This is a genomic window from Halopseudomonas phragmitis, assembly GCF_002056295.1.
In the GTDB taxonomy this organism is placed as follows: Bacteria; Pseudomonadota; Gammaproteobacteria; order Pseudomonadales; family Pseudomonadaceae; genus Halopseudomonas; species Halopseudomonas phragmitis.
The window spans coordinates 1,274,846-1,290,370 of sequence record NZ_CP020100.1 but is presented as its reverse complement, the minus strand read 5'-3'; the positions used below and the strand labels follow the sequence as shown (position 1 = coordinate 1,290,370).

Sequence of the window (15,525 nt, the reverse complement as noted above, 5' to 3'; positions counted from 1 at the left end):
CGGTTTGGCCTGGAACCGCGGCTCGGCTATCCTTTACCAAACCCAAGGAGTGCTTCAGCTTATGCGATCCGTTTTTCTGACCCTGGCTCTGATCCTGTCACTACCTCTGGCAGCGCAGGCGTCCGATCCGCAGTACGTCGAACTCAGCCCTTCGTTCATCGGCACACTGACCGACAGCGGCCCGCGTATCCGCTACCTGAAGGTGGATGTGGCACTGCGTACCAACGATCCGGCGGCGGTCGCGCGGATCCAGTACCACGATCCGCTGATCCGCAATGCATTGGTCAGCCTGTTCAGCCGCCAGAGCCAGGACAGCCTGAGCGGACTGGAAGCACGCGAGGCACTGCGGCTTGAGGCGCTGGCGGTGGTGCGCCAGACCCTGGAAGAGGAAGAGGGCCAAGCGCTGGTCGATGACCTGCTGTTTACCAATCTGATTACCCAGTAACCCTCCGGAGGGCGGCCCGTGACTCAGGCGCGCAGCGCCTGATCCTGTGGCTGCTGGGCCAGATAGCGGGCAACGAAGGTATCGAAGTCGACATCATCGGCCGCTTCCAGCGCCGCCTGCTCGGCCTGCGAGCTGTCGGCCTGGGCCTGGAAAGCGCGCTGCTGCTCAGGCTCCAGCGGATGTTCAAGAAAATAGGCCTGATGCGCCTGTGATTGGGCCAGGGCAAAGCGGAAGAAGCTGTTGCCATGCTGCTCAATGGCTGCCAACACCCGGGCCGAAGGCGTCAATGCCGGATCATGCAGCTTGGCCTGCTGCACGCTCAGAGCTTCACTGTAGGCCTGGGTCTGATGCGTCTGGTCGAGCAGCCGGGCGCAACGCTCGATGGACTCCAGCAGTTCCAGCCCCCAGTGCCTGAGCTCCGCCCCGGCTCCCCCCCGACCCAGCATCAGCCCCGGCTCGCGGCCACGCTTGACCGACAGGGCAAAGTTGCTGGCAGCCTCGTCGCAGGCCTGACTGTCCATAAAGGGGCTGTCTTCCAATGCGCAATAGAGCAGGAAACTGTCGAGGAAGCGGGCGGTGGCCGGCTCAATTCCCAGCGGCGTGAAGGGATCGATATCCATGCAGCGGACCTCGACATACTCCACCCCGCGACTGGCCAGAGCATGTACCGGCTTCTCGCCGCTGTGGGTCACCCGCTTGGGCCGAATCGGGCTATAGAACTCGTTTTCGATCTGCAGCAGATTGGTGTTCAGTTGCTGCCACTGGCCCTGGCTGTCGTGGGTGCCCAGCGCGGCATAAGGCGCATAGGGCAGGCTGATGGCCTGTAGCATGCTGTTGATGTAGCTATCCAGGCTGTTGTAGCAGACATTCAGCCCCGACTGGGCATTGTTGTTGTAGCCCAGGTCACTCATCCGCAGGCTGGTAGCGTAGGGTAGATACAGGCTCTTGTCGCCAAGCTGCTCCAGCTTGTGGTCCCGACCCTGGAGAAAGCTTGCGCATAACGCCGGCGATGCGCCGAACAGATACATCAACAACCAGGCGTAACGGCGGAAATTACGAATCAGCCCGACATAACGCTCGGACTGGTAGTCGCGGGCCGACAGCGGGCTGCCATCGTGCTCCTGCAGCAGCGCCCACAATTGCGGCGGCAGCGAAAAATTGTAGTGAATCCCAGCGATACACTGCATGGCCTTGCCGTAACGAATCGCCAGACCACGGCGATAGACGTGTTTGAGCGTGCCGATGTTGGAGGTGCCGTACCAGGCAATCGGAATCTCGGCGTCGGTTTCCGGCAACCAACAGGGCATGGACTCAGTCCACAGCAACTCGTCACCCAACTGGCTGTAGGTGAAACGGTGCACGGCATCCAGGCTCTCGAACAGTGTTTCGATCCGGCTGTGGACCGGCGTGATCAACTCCAAAAGAGCTTCGGAATAGTCGGTGGTAATGCTCGGATGGGTCAGTGCCGAGCCCAGGCCAAGAGGATGCGGGGTCTGGGCCAGGCGCCCATCAACACTGATCCGCAGACTTTCCTTTTCGATACCATGCTGGCAATCGCGCAAACGCTGACGATGTGCGGGCTGGGACAACAGGTCGAGTCGAGCATTGAACTGTGGTGACAAGGTCGTCACTCCTTAAGCGGCAGAGATCCGGAGGCTATAACAGGCCACCCGGACGTTCCATCAGTATAGCGATTTCAGATCCGCGCAAAGGTGCCCAGGGCCTTGGCCACCAGTACACCGTCCTGCCAGACCTCACCATCAACCACCACCGTGCGGGTGCCGGCATGGACCACCTTGCCGCGCCCATCCAGCGTGCCGCCGGTCACCGCCCGGGTGTAGTTGATCTTGCACTCAACCGTGGCCGTGACCTCATCGGGCTCCAGCACGCTGAAGGCCGCCGCACCCATGGCCGAATCAAGCAGAGTGAACACCACCCCGCCATGTACCCGCCCGGTGGAGTTGAAATGCCGCTGGTCGATATCCAGATACAAGTGGCACTCACCCGTGCTGATATGGCGGAACTCCAGGCCAATCAGACGAGTAAAGTCGCTCATGCGGTTTTCGGCAAAGCTCTTGAGGGCGGGATGATCAACCATGGTCAGCGCTTCTTCAGGTTCTTGGCATTGGCAAACAGATTGGCAAAGGTAGCACCGCCCTGTTCGCGCGGGCCAGTGGCTTTGTTCGGCTGACGTGCACCAGACCGGGAATTGGCACGATCAGCCGGGCGCTCACCGCCACGGCCAGCACTGACGGCAGCGCCAGGCTGATCATCCATACGCATGGTCAGGCTGATGCGCTGACGGGGGATATCCACCTCCAGCACCTTGACCTTGACGATATCGCCAGCCTTGACCACCTCACGCGGGTCCTTGACGAACTGATGCGAGAGCATCGAGATATGCACCAGACCATCCTGATGCACACCGATATCGACGAAGGCGCCGAAGTTGGCCACATTGGTCACCACACCTTCCAGAGTCATGCCCGGCTTCAGGTCAGCCAGGGTCTCTACCCCGTCCTGGAACGCCGCCGCCTTGAACTCCGGACGCGGATCACGGCCGGGCTTGTCCAGCTCCTTGAGAATGTCGGTGATGGTCGGCACCCCGAAGCGCTCGTCGGTGAAGCGCGCCGGTTCAAGTTTGCGCAGGAACGTCGAGTCACCAATCAGGCTGCGGATATCCCGACCGGTGTCGGCGGCGATGCGCTCGACCAACGGATAGGCCTCCGGGTGCACGGCCGAGGCATCGAGCGGGTCGTCGCCATTCATGACCCGCAAGAAGCCGGCGGCCTGCTCGAAGGTCTTGTCGCCCAGGCGGCTGACCTTGAGCAGTTCACGGCGACTGCGGAAAGCACCGTGCTGGTTACGGTACTCGACGATGTTCTGGGCGATGGTCGGGTTGAGCCCGGACACCCGGGTCAACAGCGGCGCCGAGGCGGTATTAAGATCGACCCCAACCGCGTTCACGCAGTCCTCGACCACCGCATCCAGACTACGCGCCAGTTTCACCTGCGAGACATCGTGCTGGTATTGGCCAACACCGATGGACTTCGGTTCGATTTTCACCAGTTCAGCCAACGGGTCCTGAAGACGTCGGCCGATCGACACCGCGCCACGGTAGGTCACATCCAGATCGGGGAATTCCCGCGCAGCCAGTTCCGAGGCCGAATACACCGAAGCGCCCGCTTCAGACACCATGATCTTGGTCAGCTTGAGTTGCGGGTGCTGGCGCAGCAGGTCGCCAGCCAGCTTGTCGGTCTCGCGCGAGGCGGTGCCGTTGCCGATAGCGATCAGGTCGACCTGATGCTTCTGGCACAGCGCCCCGAGTACCGCCAGCGACTGATCCCACTGATTGCGCGGCGCATGGGGGAAGATGGTGACGTGATCAACCAGCTTGCCGGTGGCATCCACCACCACCACCTTGACCCCGGTACGCAGCCCCGGGTCCAGCGCCAGGGTCACCCGTTGGCCGGCCGGCGCGGCCAGCAGCAAGTCCTTGAGGTTGCTGGCAAACACCCGGATCGCCTCATCCTCGGCCATCTCACGCAGATCACCGAGCAGTTCGGTTTCCAGATGACCCAGCAGCTTCACCCGCCAGGTCCAGCGCACCACCTCGGCCAGCCACTTGTCTGCAGCGCGGCCCTGGTTGCTGATATTGACCGCCTCAGCGATCAACCCTTCACAGGGATGACTGGCACCTGGAGTCGGATCCGCCTCACCCAGCTCCAGACTAATGCTGAGAATGCCTTCATTGCGCCCGCGCAGAATCGCCAGCGCTCGGTGCGAGGGCACCTTGGCCAGCGGCTCATCGTATTCGAAATAGTCGCGAAACTTGGCGCCCTCGGTTTCCTTGCCGGGTACCAGCCGCGACACCACCCGACCGTCCTGCTTGAGTGTGCGGCGCAGCCGTTCAAGCAGATTGGCGTCTTCACTGAAGCGCTCCATGAGGATGTACTTGGCCCCATCCAGAGCAGCCTTGACGTCAGCCACGCCCTTGTCAGCATCGACAAACCCGGCTGCCAACGTCTCCGGCTCCAGCGTCGGATCGGCATACAACTGCTCGGCCAACGGCCCGAGCCCCGCCTCCAGAGCGATCTGGCCCTTGGTCCGGCGCTTGGGCTTGTATGGCAGATAGAGATCTTCCAGCCGGGTCTTGGTATCGGCCTCGCGGATATCGCGCTCCAGCTCCGGGCTCAGCTTGCCCTGTTCGGCGATGCTGGCAAGGATACTCTGGCGCCGGTCTTCCATCTCTCGCAGATAACGCAGGCGCTCTTCCAGATAACGCAACTGGGTGTCATCCAGGCTACCGGTAACCTCTTTCCGGTAACGGGCGATGAAGGGCACACTGGCGCCCTCGTCGATCAGCGCGACGGTGGCCGCCACCTGTTCCGGGCGAACCGTCAATTCCGCGGCAATCCGCGAGGCGATACTATCCATGGGCAAATCCACTTGGTGTATTACAAGCCGCGCAGTATAACCGAGTCAGCGCCGCTTGCGACGCCAGCCTGCCGGGATCGGCAAGCCGCTGAAAGCACAGGAGAAACCTCTTGTAACAATGGCTGAACACCGCCATTGTTGGGCTTCAGCCACAATAAGGGCATTTCAACCAGGGCAAGAGATCATGACCAGCGAAGGCGAAAAGATACTGATTGTCGATGACGATGTGCGCCTGCGGCGCCTGCTCGAACGTTACCTTTCCGAGCAGGGCTACCGAGTCCGGGCAGTGGAAAACACCGAGCAAATGGACCGCCTGCTGGCCCGCGAGATCTATGCGCTGATTGTGCTCGACCTGATGCTGCCCGGCGAGGACGGCCTGAGCGCCTGCAAGCGCCTGCGCGATCAGGAGAACACCACCCCGATCATCATGCTGACCGCCAAAGGTGATGAGACCAGCCGTATTCAGGGCCTGGAAATGGGTGCCGACGACTACCTGCCCAAGCCTTTCAATCCGCGCGAACTGGTGGCCCGGATCAAGGCCGTGCTGCGCCGTCAGGCCCCACAGGTGCCAGGTGCCCCGGGCACCGAGGATGACGAAGTAACCTTCGGCGAATTCATCCTCAGCCTGGCAACCCGCGAACTCAAACGCGGCAATGAAGTGCACATGCTGACCACCGGTGAGTTCGCCGTGCTCAAGGCGCTGGTCCAGCACCCGCGTGAGCCGTTGACCCGCGACAAGCTGATGCAACTGGCCCGCGGCCGCGAATGGGATGCACTGGAGCGCTCGATCGACGTGCAGATCTCGCGCCTGCGGCGCATGCTCGAACCCGATCCTTCCAAGCCGCGCTATATCCAGACGGTCTGGGGTGTCGGCTACGTATTCGTACCGGACGGCAAGCATTCGTGAAAGGCGGCCCGGGCTGGCACCCCCTGCTGCCGCGCAGTTTCTTTGCCCGCACTATTTTGCTGGTTCTGCTGGTCACCCTGTTTTCCAAGGTGCTGACCATGGTCTACCTGCTGAGCAACGAAGACCTGCTGGTCGACCGCCAGTACAGCCATGGCGCGGCCATGCTGGTGCGCGCCTACTGGAGCTGCGACCCACAGGCCCGGGCAGATATCCAGGAGCTGACCGGCATTCGTCTGGTGCACCAGGACCAGGTCCCACGCGGCGAGGTTCACTGGCCCTACTCCGGCATTTTCACCAACCAGCTGCGCGATGAGCTGGGCGACCGTACCGAGGTCCGGGTGCGGATTCAGGATGATCCGGCGATCTGGGTTCATCAGCCCGGCTACGAAGAACAATGGCTACGCCTGCCGCTGTATGCCCATCCGCTACGTGGACAACGCGTCTGGCTGGTGGTCACCTGGTTGCTGCTGATCGGCATGCTGTCGACCGCTGCCGCCTGGATTTTCGTCCGCCAGCTCAACCAGCCGCTCAAAGCTCTGGAGTTCGCCGCCCGGCGCATCGGCCAGGGTCACAGCGTGCGACTGCTCGATACCGGTGGACCGGCAGAAATGGCCGAGGTCTACCGCGCCTTCAACCAGATGGCCCAGGACGTCGAACAGGCCAACCGCGACCGCGCCCTGCTGCTGGCCGGGGTCTCCCATGACCTGCGCACGCCCCTGACCCGCATGCGCCTGTCTACCGAATTGCTGTCCAGTGCCGAGCCGGAACTGACCGACGGAATGATCCGCGACATCGAGGACATGGACGCAATTCTTGACCAGTTCATGGCCTATATCCGCGACGGCAGTGACGAAGCTCTCGAGCCCGGCGACATCAATGAAGTAATCCGTGAGGTGGTAGCTCCGCTGAACACTGGCGAGGAACGAGTACGCCTGTGCCTGGAGCCAGTGCCGGAGTTCAACTTCCGACGTCTGTCGATCAAGCGGGTCATGACCAACCTGATCGAAAACGCGCTCAATCATGGTGCCGGCAGTGGCGTGGAAATCTGTACCTACGTGACCCGAGCCGCCGCCCAGCCCTATCTGGTGGTCAGTGTGCTCGACCGCGGGCCGGGGATCGATCCGAGCGAGAGCGAGGCGTTGTTTACGCCCTTCATTCGCGGCGACCGGGCGCGCTCGACCACCGGCACCGGCCTAGGGCTAGCCATCGTCAAGCGCATCGCCGACAACCATGGCGCCACTGTACAGTTGCTCAACCGCAGCGGCGGCGGCACCGAGGCACGCCTGAGCTTCCCGCTATAAGGCGCGGGCTCAGGCCCGCGCGTTGACCAGCCCGGCCTCGACCAACGACTGCTCGATGGCCAGCAGGTCAGGAATTAACAACGCCTGACTTTCTTCGGCCAGATGGACTGGCTGCTGGACATAGGTGCTGGCCGGCCCGGCAGTTTCAATCTCGCCGCGCAGAACCTTGCGCGAGCGGGGGATACCGTACACTCGCAGGCCGATGAAACCCAGCCCGGCATGGCGACCCAGGGCGTTGAGCACCAGCACCCGGGGAGCTGGGCGCTCGGTTGTCAGCGGCTTCTGCTGCAGCAGCCGCTCCGGATCGATCAGCGGTACCTGCTGCTCACGCCAGCGAGTCCAGCCAAGAAACCAGTCAGGCCCCTGTTCGGCAGGCTGGGTAAGCCGATAGCCGACCAGTTCGGCCACGGCAACGTTGGGTAACAGCAGAGGTTGTTCGGCCAGCGGCACGATCAAACCATTGAGACTTTCCAGCGCATCCGCCATGCGGACTGTCCTCCTGGGTTGGTGAGCGCCGGCTACAGGGCCAGCGGCCATTCCTGTTGCAACCAGCGCTGCAATGCACTGGCCAGCTCCACCGGGGAGCCGTGAAAATGACTGAAACCCGCCTGCTGAACCGCTCCGGGCATGGTCGCGCAAGCTGCCGTCTCGGCACTTTGGGTCCAAACCTCGACGCCTTGCTGACGCAGACGACCGCAAGCGGCTACGCCATCTTCACCCATGCCACTGAAGATGATCGCTCCACAGGCGGGAGAAAAACTGGCCGCCACCTCATCCAGCAGGGCCTCAATCGAGGGCTGATAGGGGCCAGGCCAGGGTTCATCGAGCAGACGCAGATGCCCTCCCGGGCCAAAACGCAGACGCCGGCCAATCGGTGCCACCAAGACCTCGCCATCATGCAACCGGGCACCCTGGCGACAGTTGATAATCCGCCAGCGATTATGCCGGCCAAGGATTTGCGGCAACTGCTGCTCAAACGCCGGGTCAATATGCTGGGCATAGATGAAAGCGATCGGCAGGTCAGCCGGCAAGGCATCAAGGAAGCTCTTGACCGCCGCCGGCCCGCCGAGCGAAGCCCCCAACACCCAGACGCAGCGGGCATTGTCTCCAACCGGAGCCGTGGGCAACATGCTGAGGCAGGCCGGCGTTCCGCCTGGCGGTGGCCCCAGCAGCGGCAACAGCTTGCCATACAGGCGGCGTAGCCAGCGCCGATAATCGTCACTGTCAGATTCGGGGATCTCGCCAGCGCCAAACAGCACCGGCACCTGGCTGTACTCCAGCAACCAGTCTGCCAAGGGCGACTCGTCGGCCAGCTCGACCAGCCAGGCATCGGTCGCCACCTGCTGCAACGCCCGCCGTGCGAGCTGGGCCGGCGGTTCGGCAAACACCACCTGATAGCCGAAACTGCTCAGGCTCTGGTACAAATGCTGACGCCGTCGCTCCTGGCTGACCAGCAGAGCAATGCGCCCGGCGCTATCAGCCACGTTCGGCGACCAGCGCTTCGATCCGTTCGAGCAATTGCGCTTCCTGATAGGGTTTGCCGAGATAATCATTGACCCCGATCGACAGTGCCCGCTCGCGGTGTTTCTCCCCGGTACGCGAGGTGATCATAATGATCGGCAGGTCCCGCAGGCGCTCGTCGTGGCGGATCAAAGTAGCAACCTCAAAGCCATCCATACGCGGCATCTCGATATCCAACAGCACCAAATCCGGTTGAATTTCCTGCAATTTGGCGATGGCCTCGACCCCGTCCTTGGCGGTTACCGCCTCCATTCCGTGCCGCTCCAGCAGACGCGAAGTAACTTTGCGCACGGTGATCGAGTCATCTACCACCATGACCAGCGTTGGACGCTCCTCAATCAGTTCATCGGCGTCCTGCGCAACAAGCGGATGCAGTTGAGAGTGGGCCTGCTGGGCACGGATCACCGCCAACAGGTCAAGAATCACCACGACCCGGCCGTCACCCAGAATGGTGGCGCCGGAGATCCCTGGCACCACGGCGAACTGTTTGCCCAGCCCCTTTACCACGATCTCGCGCGAGCCAGCCAGCGCGTCGACCTGAACCGCCACACTGTGCTCGGCACTGCGTACCAGGATCACCGGCAACGGCAGGCTGTGGCCGCTCAATTTGGGTTGCTGGCCGGTTACCAGCAGATCCCCCAGGTAGCGCAGGTCATAGCGCTTGCCGGCATATTCGAACGGCGGCGCATCCGGAGCGTAATAGGCCTCCAGTTCATAGCCGGAGACCCGCACGATACCCTCTACAGTGTTAAGCGGAATGGCATACAGGTCTTCACCCGAATACACCATCAGCGCACGGTTGACCGATACGGTAAACGGCAGACGAATGGTAAAGGTCGTGCCCTGGCCCGGCTCGGTTGCCAGCAGCATGCTGCCACCCAGTTGCTTGACCTCGGCATTGACCACATCCATGCCGACCCCGCGGCCGGAAATCTGGGTCACCTGCTCGGCAGTCGAAAAGCCCGCCTCCAGAATAAACTGCAGCACTTCCTGATCGCTGAGGTCGGCATCGGCATCCATCAGACCGCGCTCAATGGCTTTCTGGCGCACCGCCTCAAGCCGGATACCGGCACCATCATCAGCCAGGGTCAGGACGATATCACCACCCTCGCGGCGCAAATCCAGGGCGATCTGCCCCTGTTCGGGCTTGCCGCTCTCCAGACGCTTGCCGGGCAACTCAATGCCGTGGTCGATGGCGTTGCGCAGCATGTGCTCAAGCGGACCAATCATCCGTTCCAGAACGCTGCGATCCATTTCGCCTTCGGCATTGTCGACCTGCAGCTCGACCTGCTTGCCCAGCTCAGAGGACACCTGGCGCACAACCCTGCGCAAACGCGGCAGCAGCCGGTCGAATGGCACCATGCGAGTACGCATGAGGCCTTCCTGCAGCTCGGTATTGACCCGGGCCTGCTGCATCAGCAGGGTTTCGGCATCTCGCGCACGGCTAGCCAGAGTTTCCTTCAGGTCGAGCAAGTCGGAAGCCGACTCGAACAACGAGCGCGACAATTGCTGGAGCTGCGAGTAACGGTCCATCTCCAGCGGGTCGAATTCATCGTAATCCTGGCCGGTTTCCTCATGGTGACGGGATAGAATCTGCGCCTGGGTTTCCATGTCCAGACGCCGGAGCTGGTCACGTACCCGCTCGATGGTACTTTCCACATCGCCCAAGGTCTGGCTCAGGTCATTGACCTGCTGTTCGATCCGGCCACGAAAGATCGAGGTTTCACCGGCCAGGTTGACCAACTCCTCAAGCAGGCTGGCCGAGACCTTGACACTTTCCTGGGCGCCGCCACGACTGCCGTTACTCTGAGCCGGCTCACCGGCCTCCATGGCCTGGCGCAGCAGTGCCTTGACCTCGGCCAGGGTTGGCTGTTCGGGCTCAGCGACCGTCGGCAACGCCGCAGCCGGTGCAGGCTCGACAGGCATCGGAGTCCATACCACCGGTGCCGGCTCTTCGTCCTGTCCGGCCAGCAGTTCCAGGCCATTTTGCAATTGCGCCAGCGCCTGATACAGCGACTCGTCACTGGCGCCGCCACTCAAAGCCTGCTCCAGGCCCTTAGCCTGCTCGGCCAGAGTATGCTGGCCGGCCAGACGGGCACTGCCCTTGAAGGTTTGCAGTCGGTGCGACAGCTCCTGACTGGCTGCCGATTCGTCGCGCCGGGCCAACAGTTCATCGCACGGCAGCAACAGATCGCGGCCTTCCTCGAGGAACATCTGCAACATGCCCGGCAAGCTCGGTGCCGGGGCTGGCGCAACTGGCACCGGCTCGCTGGGTTTGGCCGACGGCGCAGCTGCACGCGATTGTTCGGGCAGTCTGGGCGGCTGCTCCGGGTCAACGCGGAACGCACGAATGCAGGCAATCAGCGCCTGACCATCGTCAATCGCCCGATTGGCAACCACGCCTTCAACCATTTCCGCCAGACTGTCATGGCAGGCGTGCAGCAGATCGGCCAGCCCGGCACTAGGCTGGTAACGCTGGTTACCCAACCCCTCGTAGAGATACTCCAGTTCGTGCGCCAGATCACCCACCGGGCGAATTTCGGCCATGCGCGCACCACCCTTGAGCGTGTGCAGATCACGCTGCAGGGCTTCCACCGCCAGGGTGTTGTCAGTGTCGGCCAGCCACTGCTGCAAGCTGGCAGCGGCGCTGTCGATGATTTCCTGCGCTTCCTCAAGGAAGATCTCGACCAGCTCCGGATCAGTACCGGCCTGCTCCGGGTGCCAGGCATTCCCCAGGGGCATCGCCGGCTCCGGGCGCGCCGAACGCAGCAGCCCCTGCAAGGCTTCGATCTCGGCCTGCGCCGAGGCCACGTGCTGATGCGCGGCGACCTGATCCATCATGGTGATCAAGCGCTCGTGCGCCTCGGCCAGCACCGGCCAGTCAACCTGCTCTTGCGTCAGTTGCCCGCTATACAGCGCCCCATGTACATCCTCAAGCGCCTGACATAGCTGCTCGATCGCTTCCAGATCGACCTCTCCGGCCACCTCACCCAACGCCCGGAGGCTGCCGACCAGGGCCTGACTGTCGATGCTGTGCGGATCGGCCTGCAACTGGTCACCGGCATCCAGCAGCAACTCAACCCCTTCGGTGAGGAAAATTGACAGCAGACCAGCATCGGCCCGGCCACTTTCCAGGTCGGCGCGGCTGGCGTCGCGGGCTTTCATGCCCTGTTCGTGTAGCTCCCTGACCCGGACCAGCAACGCCTCGGTGCCGGCAATCGGCTGTTGCGGGGCGTGATCCAGTTGCGCAATACCGACCCGGATCAGCGCCAGCGCATCACACAACAGTTCCACCAGCGGCTGTTCAACCGGAACCAGATTGGCCTTGAAGTCCTTGATCAGTTTTTCCAGCGGAGTCGCCAATTGGGCAATCGGCTGGATACCCGCCATATGAGCGCTGCCCTTGAGGGTGTGCAGGGCGCGCTGCAGGGCATCACTGGCCGGACGCGGCAAGCCTTGGGCGCACTGAGCGACAAAGCTCTCGACCTGCTCCAGGTGGGCCAGCGCCTCGTTGCGAAAGATTTCCAGCAGGATCGGGTCCATGCCCGACGACTCATCCGCGGGCAGTTGCGCCACAGCGGACTCAGCTTCGGGCTCGGGCTCGCTGTCAAACTCGATAACCGGCAGCTCATCCCCATCACCGGCTGTCTCCACCCTGTCGGTCAGCTCAAGCTCTTCGCTCTCAATCACTGGCAACGGATCAGGCAGCGACTCTGTGAGCATTTCAGCCTGCGGCTCAGACTCAACCGCCGCCATGGACTCAGATGAGTACAGTTCAACCCCGGTTTCGCCTTGCGACAAGGCATCGGCCCAGGCGCTCAAGCGGCTTACCTCAGGAAGCGCCTGCTGAACGCCGCCAGCGAAGTCCTCGACCAGTTGCGGCATCAATGCGCGCACGGCGTTAACTACCTGGAAGACCTCATCGCCGAGTTCGATACTGCGGTCGATCACCCGGTTGAGCATGTTCTCAACCGACCAGGCCAGCTCGGCCAGGATCGTCGCCTTGACCATCCGCCCACTGCCCTTGAGGGTGTGGAACGCCCGTCGGACCTCAGCCAGGGGCTTGCGATCTTCGGGGTCGGCCTGCCATTGCGGCGTGAACTCGGCCAGAGTCTCAAGTACCTCGCCAGCTTCTTCGACGAAGATTTCCACCAGTTCGGCGTCCAGCTCGTCGTCCTGCTCGTCAGGCTCGGACTCGGGCACTGCGCTGCTGACCGGCTCAGCCTCGGCCTGTGGAGTTTCCGGTTCGGCCTGCGGCTCGAACGGCGCAGCCGGATCAAAGCCCAGACTCTTCAACCGTTCTTCAGCCACGGCGAGAATACCGTCACTGCGTTCGGTATCGTCTTCAGCCAGCCGCTCCAGGTAATAGTCGATGCTGGTGATCACATCAGCTAGGGCATCCAGCGAAACCCAGTCCGGAATCCGTCGCTCGGCCAGCAACCGCTCGTTGATATAACGCCGACACAGCGCTATCGCCTGGGCTGCACGCTCCAGCGGCAACATGGCCAGACCACCACGAATGCTGTTGAGCAAATCATCGACCGGGGCCAGATGTGCATGATCCCACTGGTTGGCGATAAAGGCATTGATCGCCTCACGAGTCTGCTCCAGAGCGTTGCGCGCCTCTGTCACCACCTGCTGCTGGACATGCAGCATGTCTCTGGCCACCGCCAGGCGGTGTGCCTCTTCACCCGCTGCCGCATCGCTGCCATCCTGTCGCTCCAGGCCGGCAATACCCTGCAAGCTGGCTTCGACAAACAGTAACCCACCAGCGACATCCATCAAGGCCGTATCATTGATCTCAGCCGACCCGCCTACCAGTTGCTGCAGACGCTCGATCTGCTCACCCAGCACCCGGCGCGGCTGCCCCAGGCCGAGCATGGCCAGGGTATCGGCGATCTGTTTCATGGTCGGCAGCAGTCCGGCCAGCGTATCCGGCTGGCTACGATCACCACGGACAAACAGATCAAGCTGATCCTTGACCTGCAGCAGTTCTTCGTTGAGGGCCAACACCACCGAATGCAGTGCACTGCGATCCGGCCCTACCAGCCGACTGCCGCTGGCCTGGGCCGCGCGGTCGGCATCACTCAATAAGGCCTGCAACTGATAGCGCTGTTTGAGCGCATCCAGACGCGGGCTGCCGCCCGGACTCTTTGCCACGTAGAACAGCAGATTGCGAATCAGCTCCGGCGGCGGTGGCGGCAATTCAGGCTCACTGGCCTGATCCTGCAACTGACGCAATTCGCGGTCAGCCTGACGCAGAAGCTGACGCACCGAGGCGCCGTTGTCGATGCTGCCGTACTCCAGGCCCTCGGCCAGCCCGGCAAAGATGGTCCATAGCTCGGCGTGCGGACGGCCACGACACAGTATTTCCAGCCTGGCAAAAACCTTGCCCAGTTGCCGGCAACTGGATGGCATGTCCTGCTCACGAATGATATTGGCCTGCAACATCTGCAGCGCCTGACGCAACTTGCGCAACTGGCGCACCGCGCCGGCATCAAACACCTCGGCGCTGGACGATTCGGCTTGTCCGGCCACCTCGATTTCCGGGCTGAACAGGGCATTTTCCGACAACAGTTTCTCGCCCCGCGCCGTGCGCATGTCATTGAGCAACGGCAGCAGCACCAATGGCAGGTCACGCCGACCACTTTGGACACGGTCCAGATAGGTCGGCATTTGCAGGATGGCCTGCATCAGGACATCAAGCGCCTCGCCATCACGTCTGGCCACACCACTCATCAGCGCCTGGGCCAGCTTTTCCATTTCCTCGGCCAGCAGCGCCGCACCGTAAAACTCGACCATCTGCAAGGTGCCATGGACCTGATGAATATAGGTCAGGCAAAAGCGCAGACGCGTAGAATCCTCAGGCGTCTCGACAAAGGCTTCCAGGGCCTGGCGGGCCTGGTTAAGCGTCTCGGAAATTTCGCCTTTGACCCAGTCGAGGGCGACATAATCATGCCGATCAGCCATATTCACTCCAGAGATTCCATACCATCCCGGCGCACATAGGCCTGTACCCGGTCATCGGGTACCCGCTCGAGCAGGGGATTGTTCCAGTCCACGATCTCACCCAATCCGATCACCAGCATGCCGCCCGGAGCCAAGCGCCGGGCCATCAGGTTGAGCAGGTCGCGCCGACGCCAACGGCGGAAATAGATGAGCAGGTTCTGACAAAAGATGACGTCCAGGTCCCGGATCGGAGCCTGGGCAAGTTCAAGAATATTCAACCGACTGAAGCACACCCGTTCGCGCAGATTGGCGACTACCTCATAGCTGCCATCCTCCAGCGGGCGCAGCCAGGTATCACGCTCGGGGACTTGCAACTGGGTCATGCGGCTCTGGGCATAACGAGCCTGCCTACCCTGCTCCAGGGCCCGCGCACTGATGTCGGTCGCCCAGACCCCGTAGTCGCGCGCAGCGCGGCCATGGGCTTGCAGACTACGCTCGGCCACCATCGCCAGCGAGTAGGCTTCCTCACCACTGGCACAGCCAACACTCCAGAGCTGCAAGGGCTGGCCGGCAGGCCGCTGCGCCAGACGCTGGGTCAGATAGCGAGCCACGCAGTCAAATGATGGTCGGTGGCGCATAAAACTGGTTTCACGCACGGTCAGCCGATCAATCAAGGTCGACCACTCCACCGCGCCGACCGGCCCTTGGGTCACATGCTCGTAGTAGTGCTGGTAATCATCGATCCCCAACTCACGCATGCGCATACCCAGGCTGGTCTGCAGGAACAGCTTGCGCTGCGCGCTGACACAGACGCCTGTGCGATTTTCCAGCAGCGTTTGCCATTGGTTAAACTGATGGCTGTCCATATCCGGCAGTTGCTGCAATGACCAGTTGGGTTGTTTTTGCACCTTGTACCCCTCGCTGACGCCGGCAGCGGGGTCGCCAAGCCGGCGCCCCGTCTTTCA

General features: G+C 62.3%; 10 protein-coding genes. 3 read left to right on the top strand and 7 right to left on the bottom strand.

Annotated elements, in window-relative coordinates; all coding sequences use genetic code 11:
* The first annotated feature begins 61 nt into the window (after window positions 1-61).
* Entirely contained in the window at window positions 62-445 is a 384-nt protein-coding gene (locus BVH74_RS05990) for a flagellar basal body-associated FliL family protein (protein ID WP_080049182.1), read from the top strand.
* 23 nt (window positions 446-468) lie between these two features.
* Here BVH74_RS05990 and gshA read toward each other — a convergent pair whose 3' ends face one another.
* From gshA to BVH74_RS05975, 3 genes are all read right to left on the bottom strand, one after another.
* On the bottom strand, window positions 469-2,067 hold the full coding sequence (gene gshA / locus BVH74_RS05985; RefSeq protein ID WP_080049181.1) for a glutamate--cysteine ligase: 1,599 nt from the start codon (window positions 2,065-2,067) through the stop codon (window positions 469-471).
* Window positions 2,068-2,141: 74 nt separating this feature from the next.
* Window positions 2,142-2,543, bottom strand: coding sequence for a PaaI family thioesterase (locus BVH74_RS05980; protein ID WP_080049180.1), 402 nt, complete (start codon window positions 2,541-2,543; stop codon window positions 2,142-2,144).
* A gap of 2 nt (window positions 2,544-2,545) precedes the next feature.
* The gene (locus BVH74_RS05975) at window positions 2,546-4,882 is read right to left on the bottom strand and encodes a Tex family protein (protein WP_080049179.1); all 2,337 of its coding nucleotides are present in this window, start codon (window positions 4,880-4,882) and stop codon (window positions 2,546-2,548) included.
* Window positions 4,883-5,066: 184 nt separating this feature from the next.
* Here BVH74_RS05975 and ompR point away from each other — a divergent pair, with 184 nt between their 5' ends.
* Complete coding sequence (gene ompR, locus BVH74_RS05970; protein WP_080049178.1) at window positions 5,067-5,789, top strand: osmolarity response regulator transcription factor OmpR; 723 nt, start codon at window positions 5,067-5,069, stop codon at window positions 5,787-5,789.
* Window positions 5,786-7,090, top strand: coding sequence for an ATP-binding protein (locus BVH74_RS05965; protein ID WP_231705575.1), 1,305 nt, complete (start codon window positions 5,786-5,788; stop codon window positions 7,088-7,090). Before ompR ends, BVH74_RS05965 begins: the two co-directional genes overlap by 4 nt.
* A gap of 9 nt (window positions 7,091-7,099) precedes the next feature.
* On the opposite strand, the gene BVH74_RS05960 is transcribed toward BVH74_RS05965, so the two are convergent.
* From BVH74_RS05960 to BVH74_RS05945, 4 genes are read right to left on the bottom strand one after another with little or no spacing between them, the layout of a single operon-like run.
* Window positions 7,100-7,576: a chemotaxis protein CheW gene (locus tag BVH74_RS05960; RefSeq protein WP_165443798.1), complete on the bottom strand. Its 477-nt coding sequence runs from the start codon at window positions 7,574-7,576 to the stop codon at window positions 7,100-7,102.
* A gap of 32 nt (window positions 7,577-7,608) precedes the next feature.
* Window positions 7,609-8,574, bottom strand: coding sequence for a chemotaxis protein CheB (locus tag BVH74_RS05955; RefSeq protein WP_231705574.1), 966 nt, complete (start codon window positions 8,572-8,574; stop codon window positions 7,609-7,611).
* Window positions 8,567-14,581, bottom strand: coding sequence for an Hpt domain-containing protein (locus tag BVH74_RS05950; RefSeq protein ID WP_080049175.1), 6,015 nt, complete (start codon window positions 14,579-14,581; stop codon window positions 8,567-8,569). The genes BVH74_RS05955 and BVH74_RS05950 overlap by 8 nt, the downstream gene beginning before the upstream one ends.
* 2 nt (window positions 14,582-14,583) lie before the next feature.
* The gene (locus BVH74_RS05945; RefSeq protein ID WP_373279479.1) at window positions 14,584-15,468 is read right to left on the bottom strand and encodes a CheR family methyltransferase; all 885 of its coding nucleotides are present in this window, start codon (window positions 15,466-15,468) and stop codon (window positions 14,584-14,586) included.
* Window positions 15,469-15,525 lie beyond the last annotated feature (57 nt).

Coding starts and splice junctions, on each gene's coding strand:
- BVH74_RS05990 (WP_080049182.1), top strand. CDS start 62: ATGCGATCCGTTTTTCTGACCCTGGCTCTGATCCTGTCACTACCTCTG.
- ompR (WP_080049178.1), top strand. CDS start 5,067: ATGACCAGCGAAGGCGAAAAGATACTGATTGTCGATGACGATGTGCGC.
- BVH74_RS05960 (WP_165443798.1), bottom strand. CDS start 7,576: ATGGCGGATGCGCTGGAAAGTCTCAATGGTTTGATCGTGCCGCTGGCC.
- BVH74_RS05980 (WP_080049180.1), bottom strand. CDS start 2,543: ATGGTTGATCATCCCGCCCTCAAGAGCTTTGCCGAAAACCGCATGAGC.
- BVH74_RS05950 (WP_080049175.1), bottom strand. CDS start 14,581: ATGGCTGATCGGCATGATTATGTCGCCCTCGACTGGGTCAAAGGCGAA.
- BVH74_RS05975 (WP_080049179.1), bottom strand. CDS start 4,882: ATGGATAGTATCGCCTCGCGGATTGCCGCGGAATTGACGGTTCGCCCG.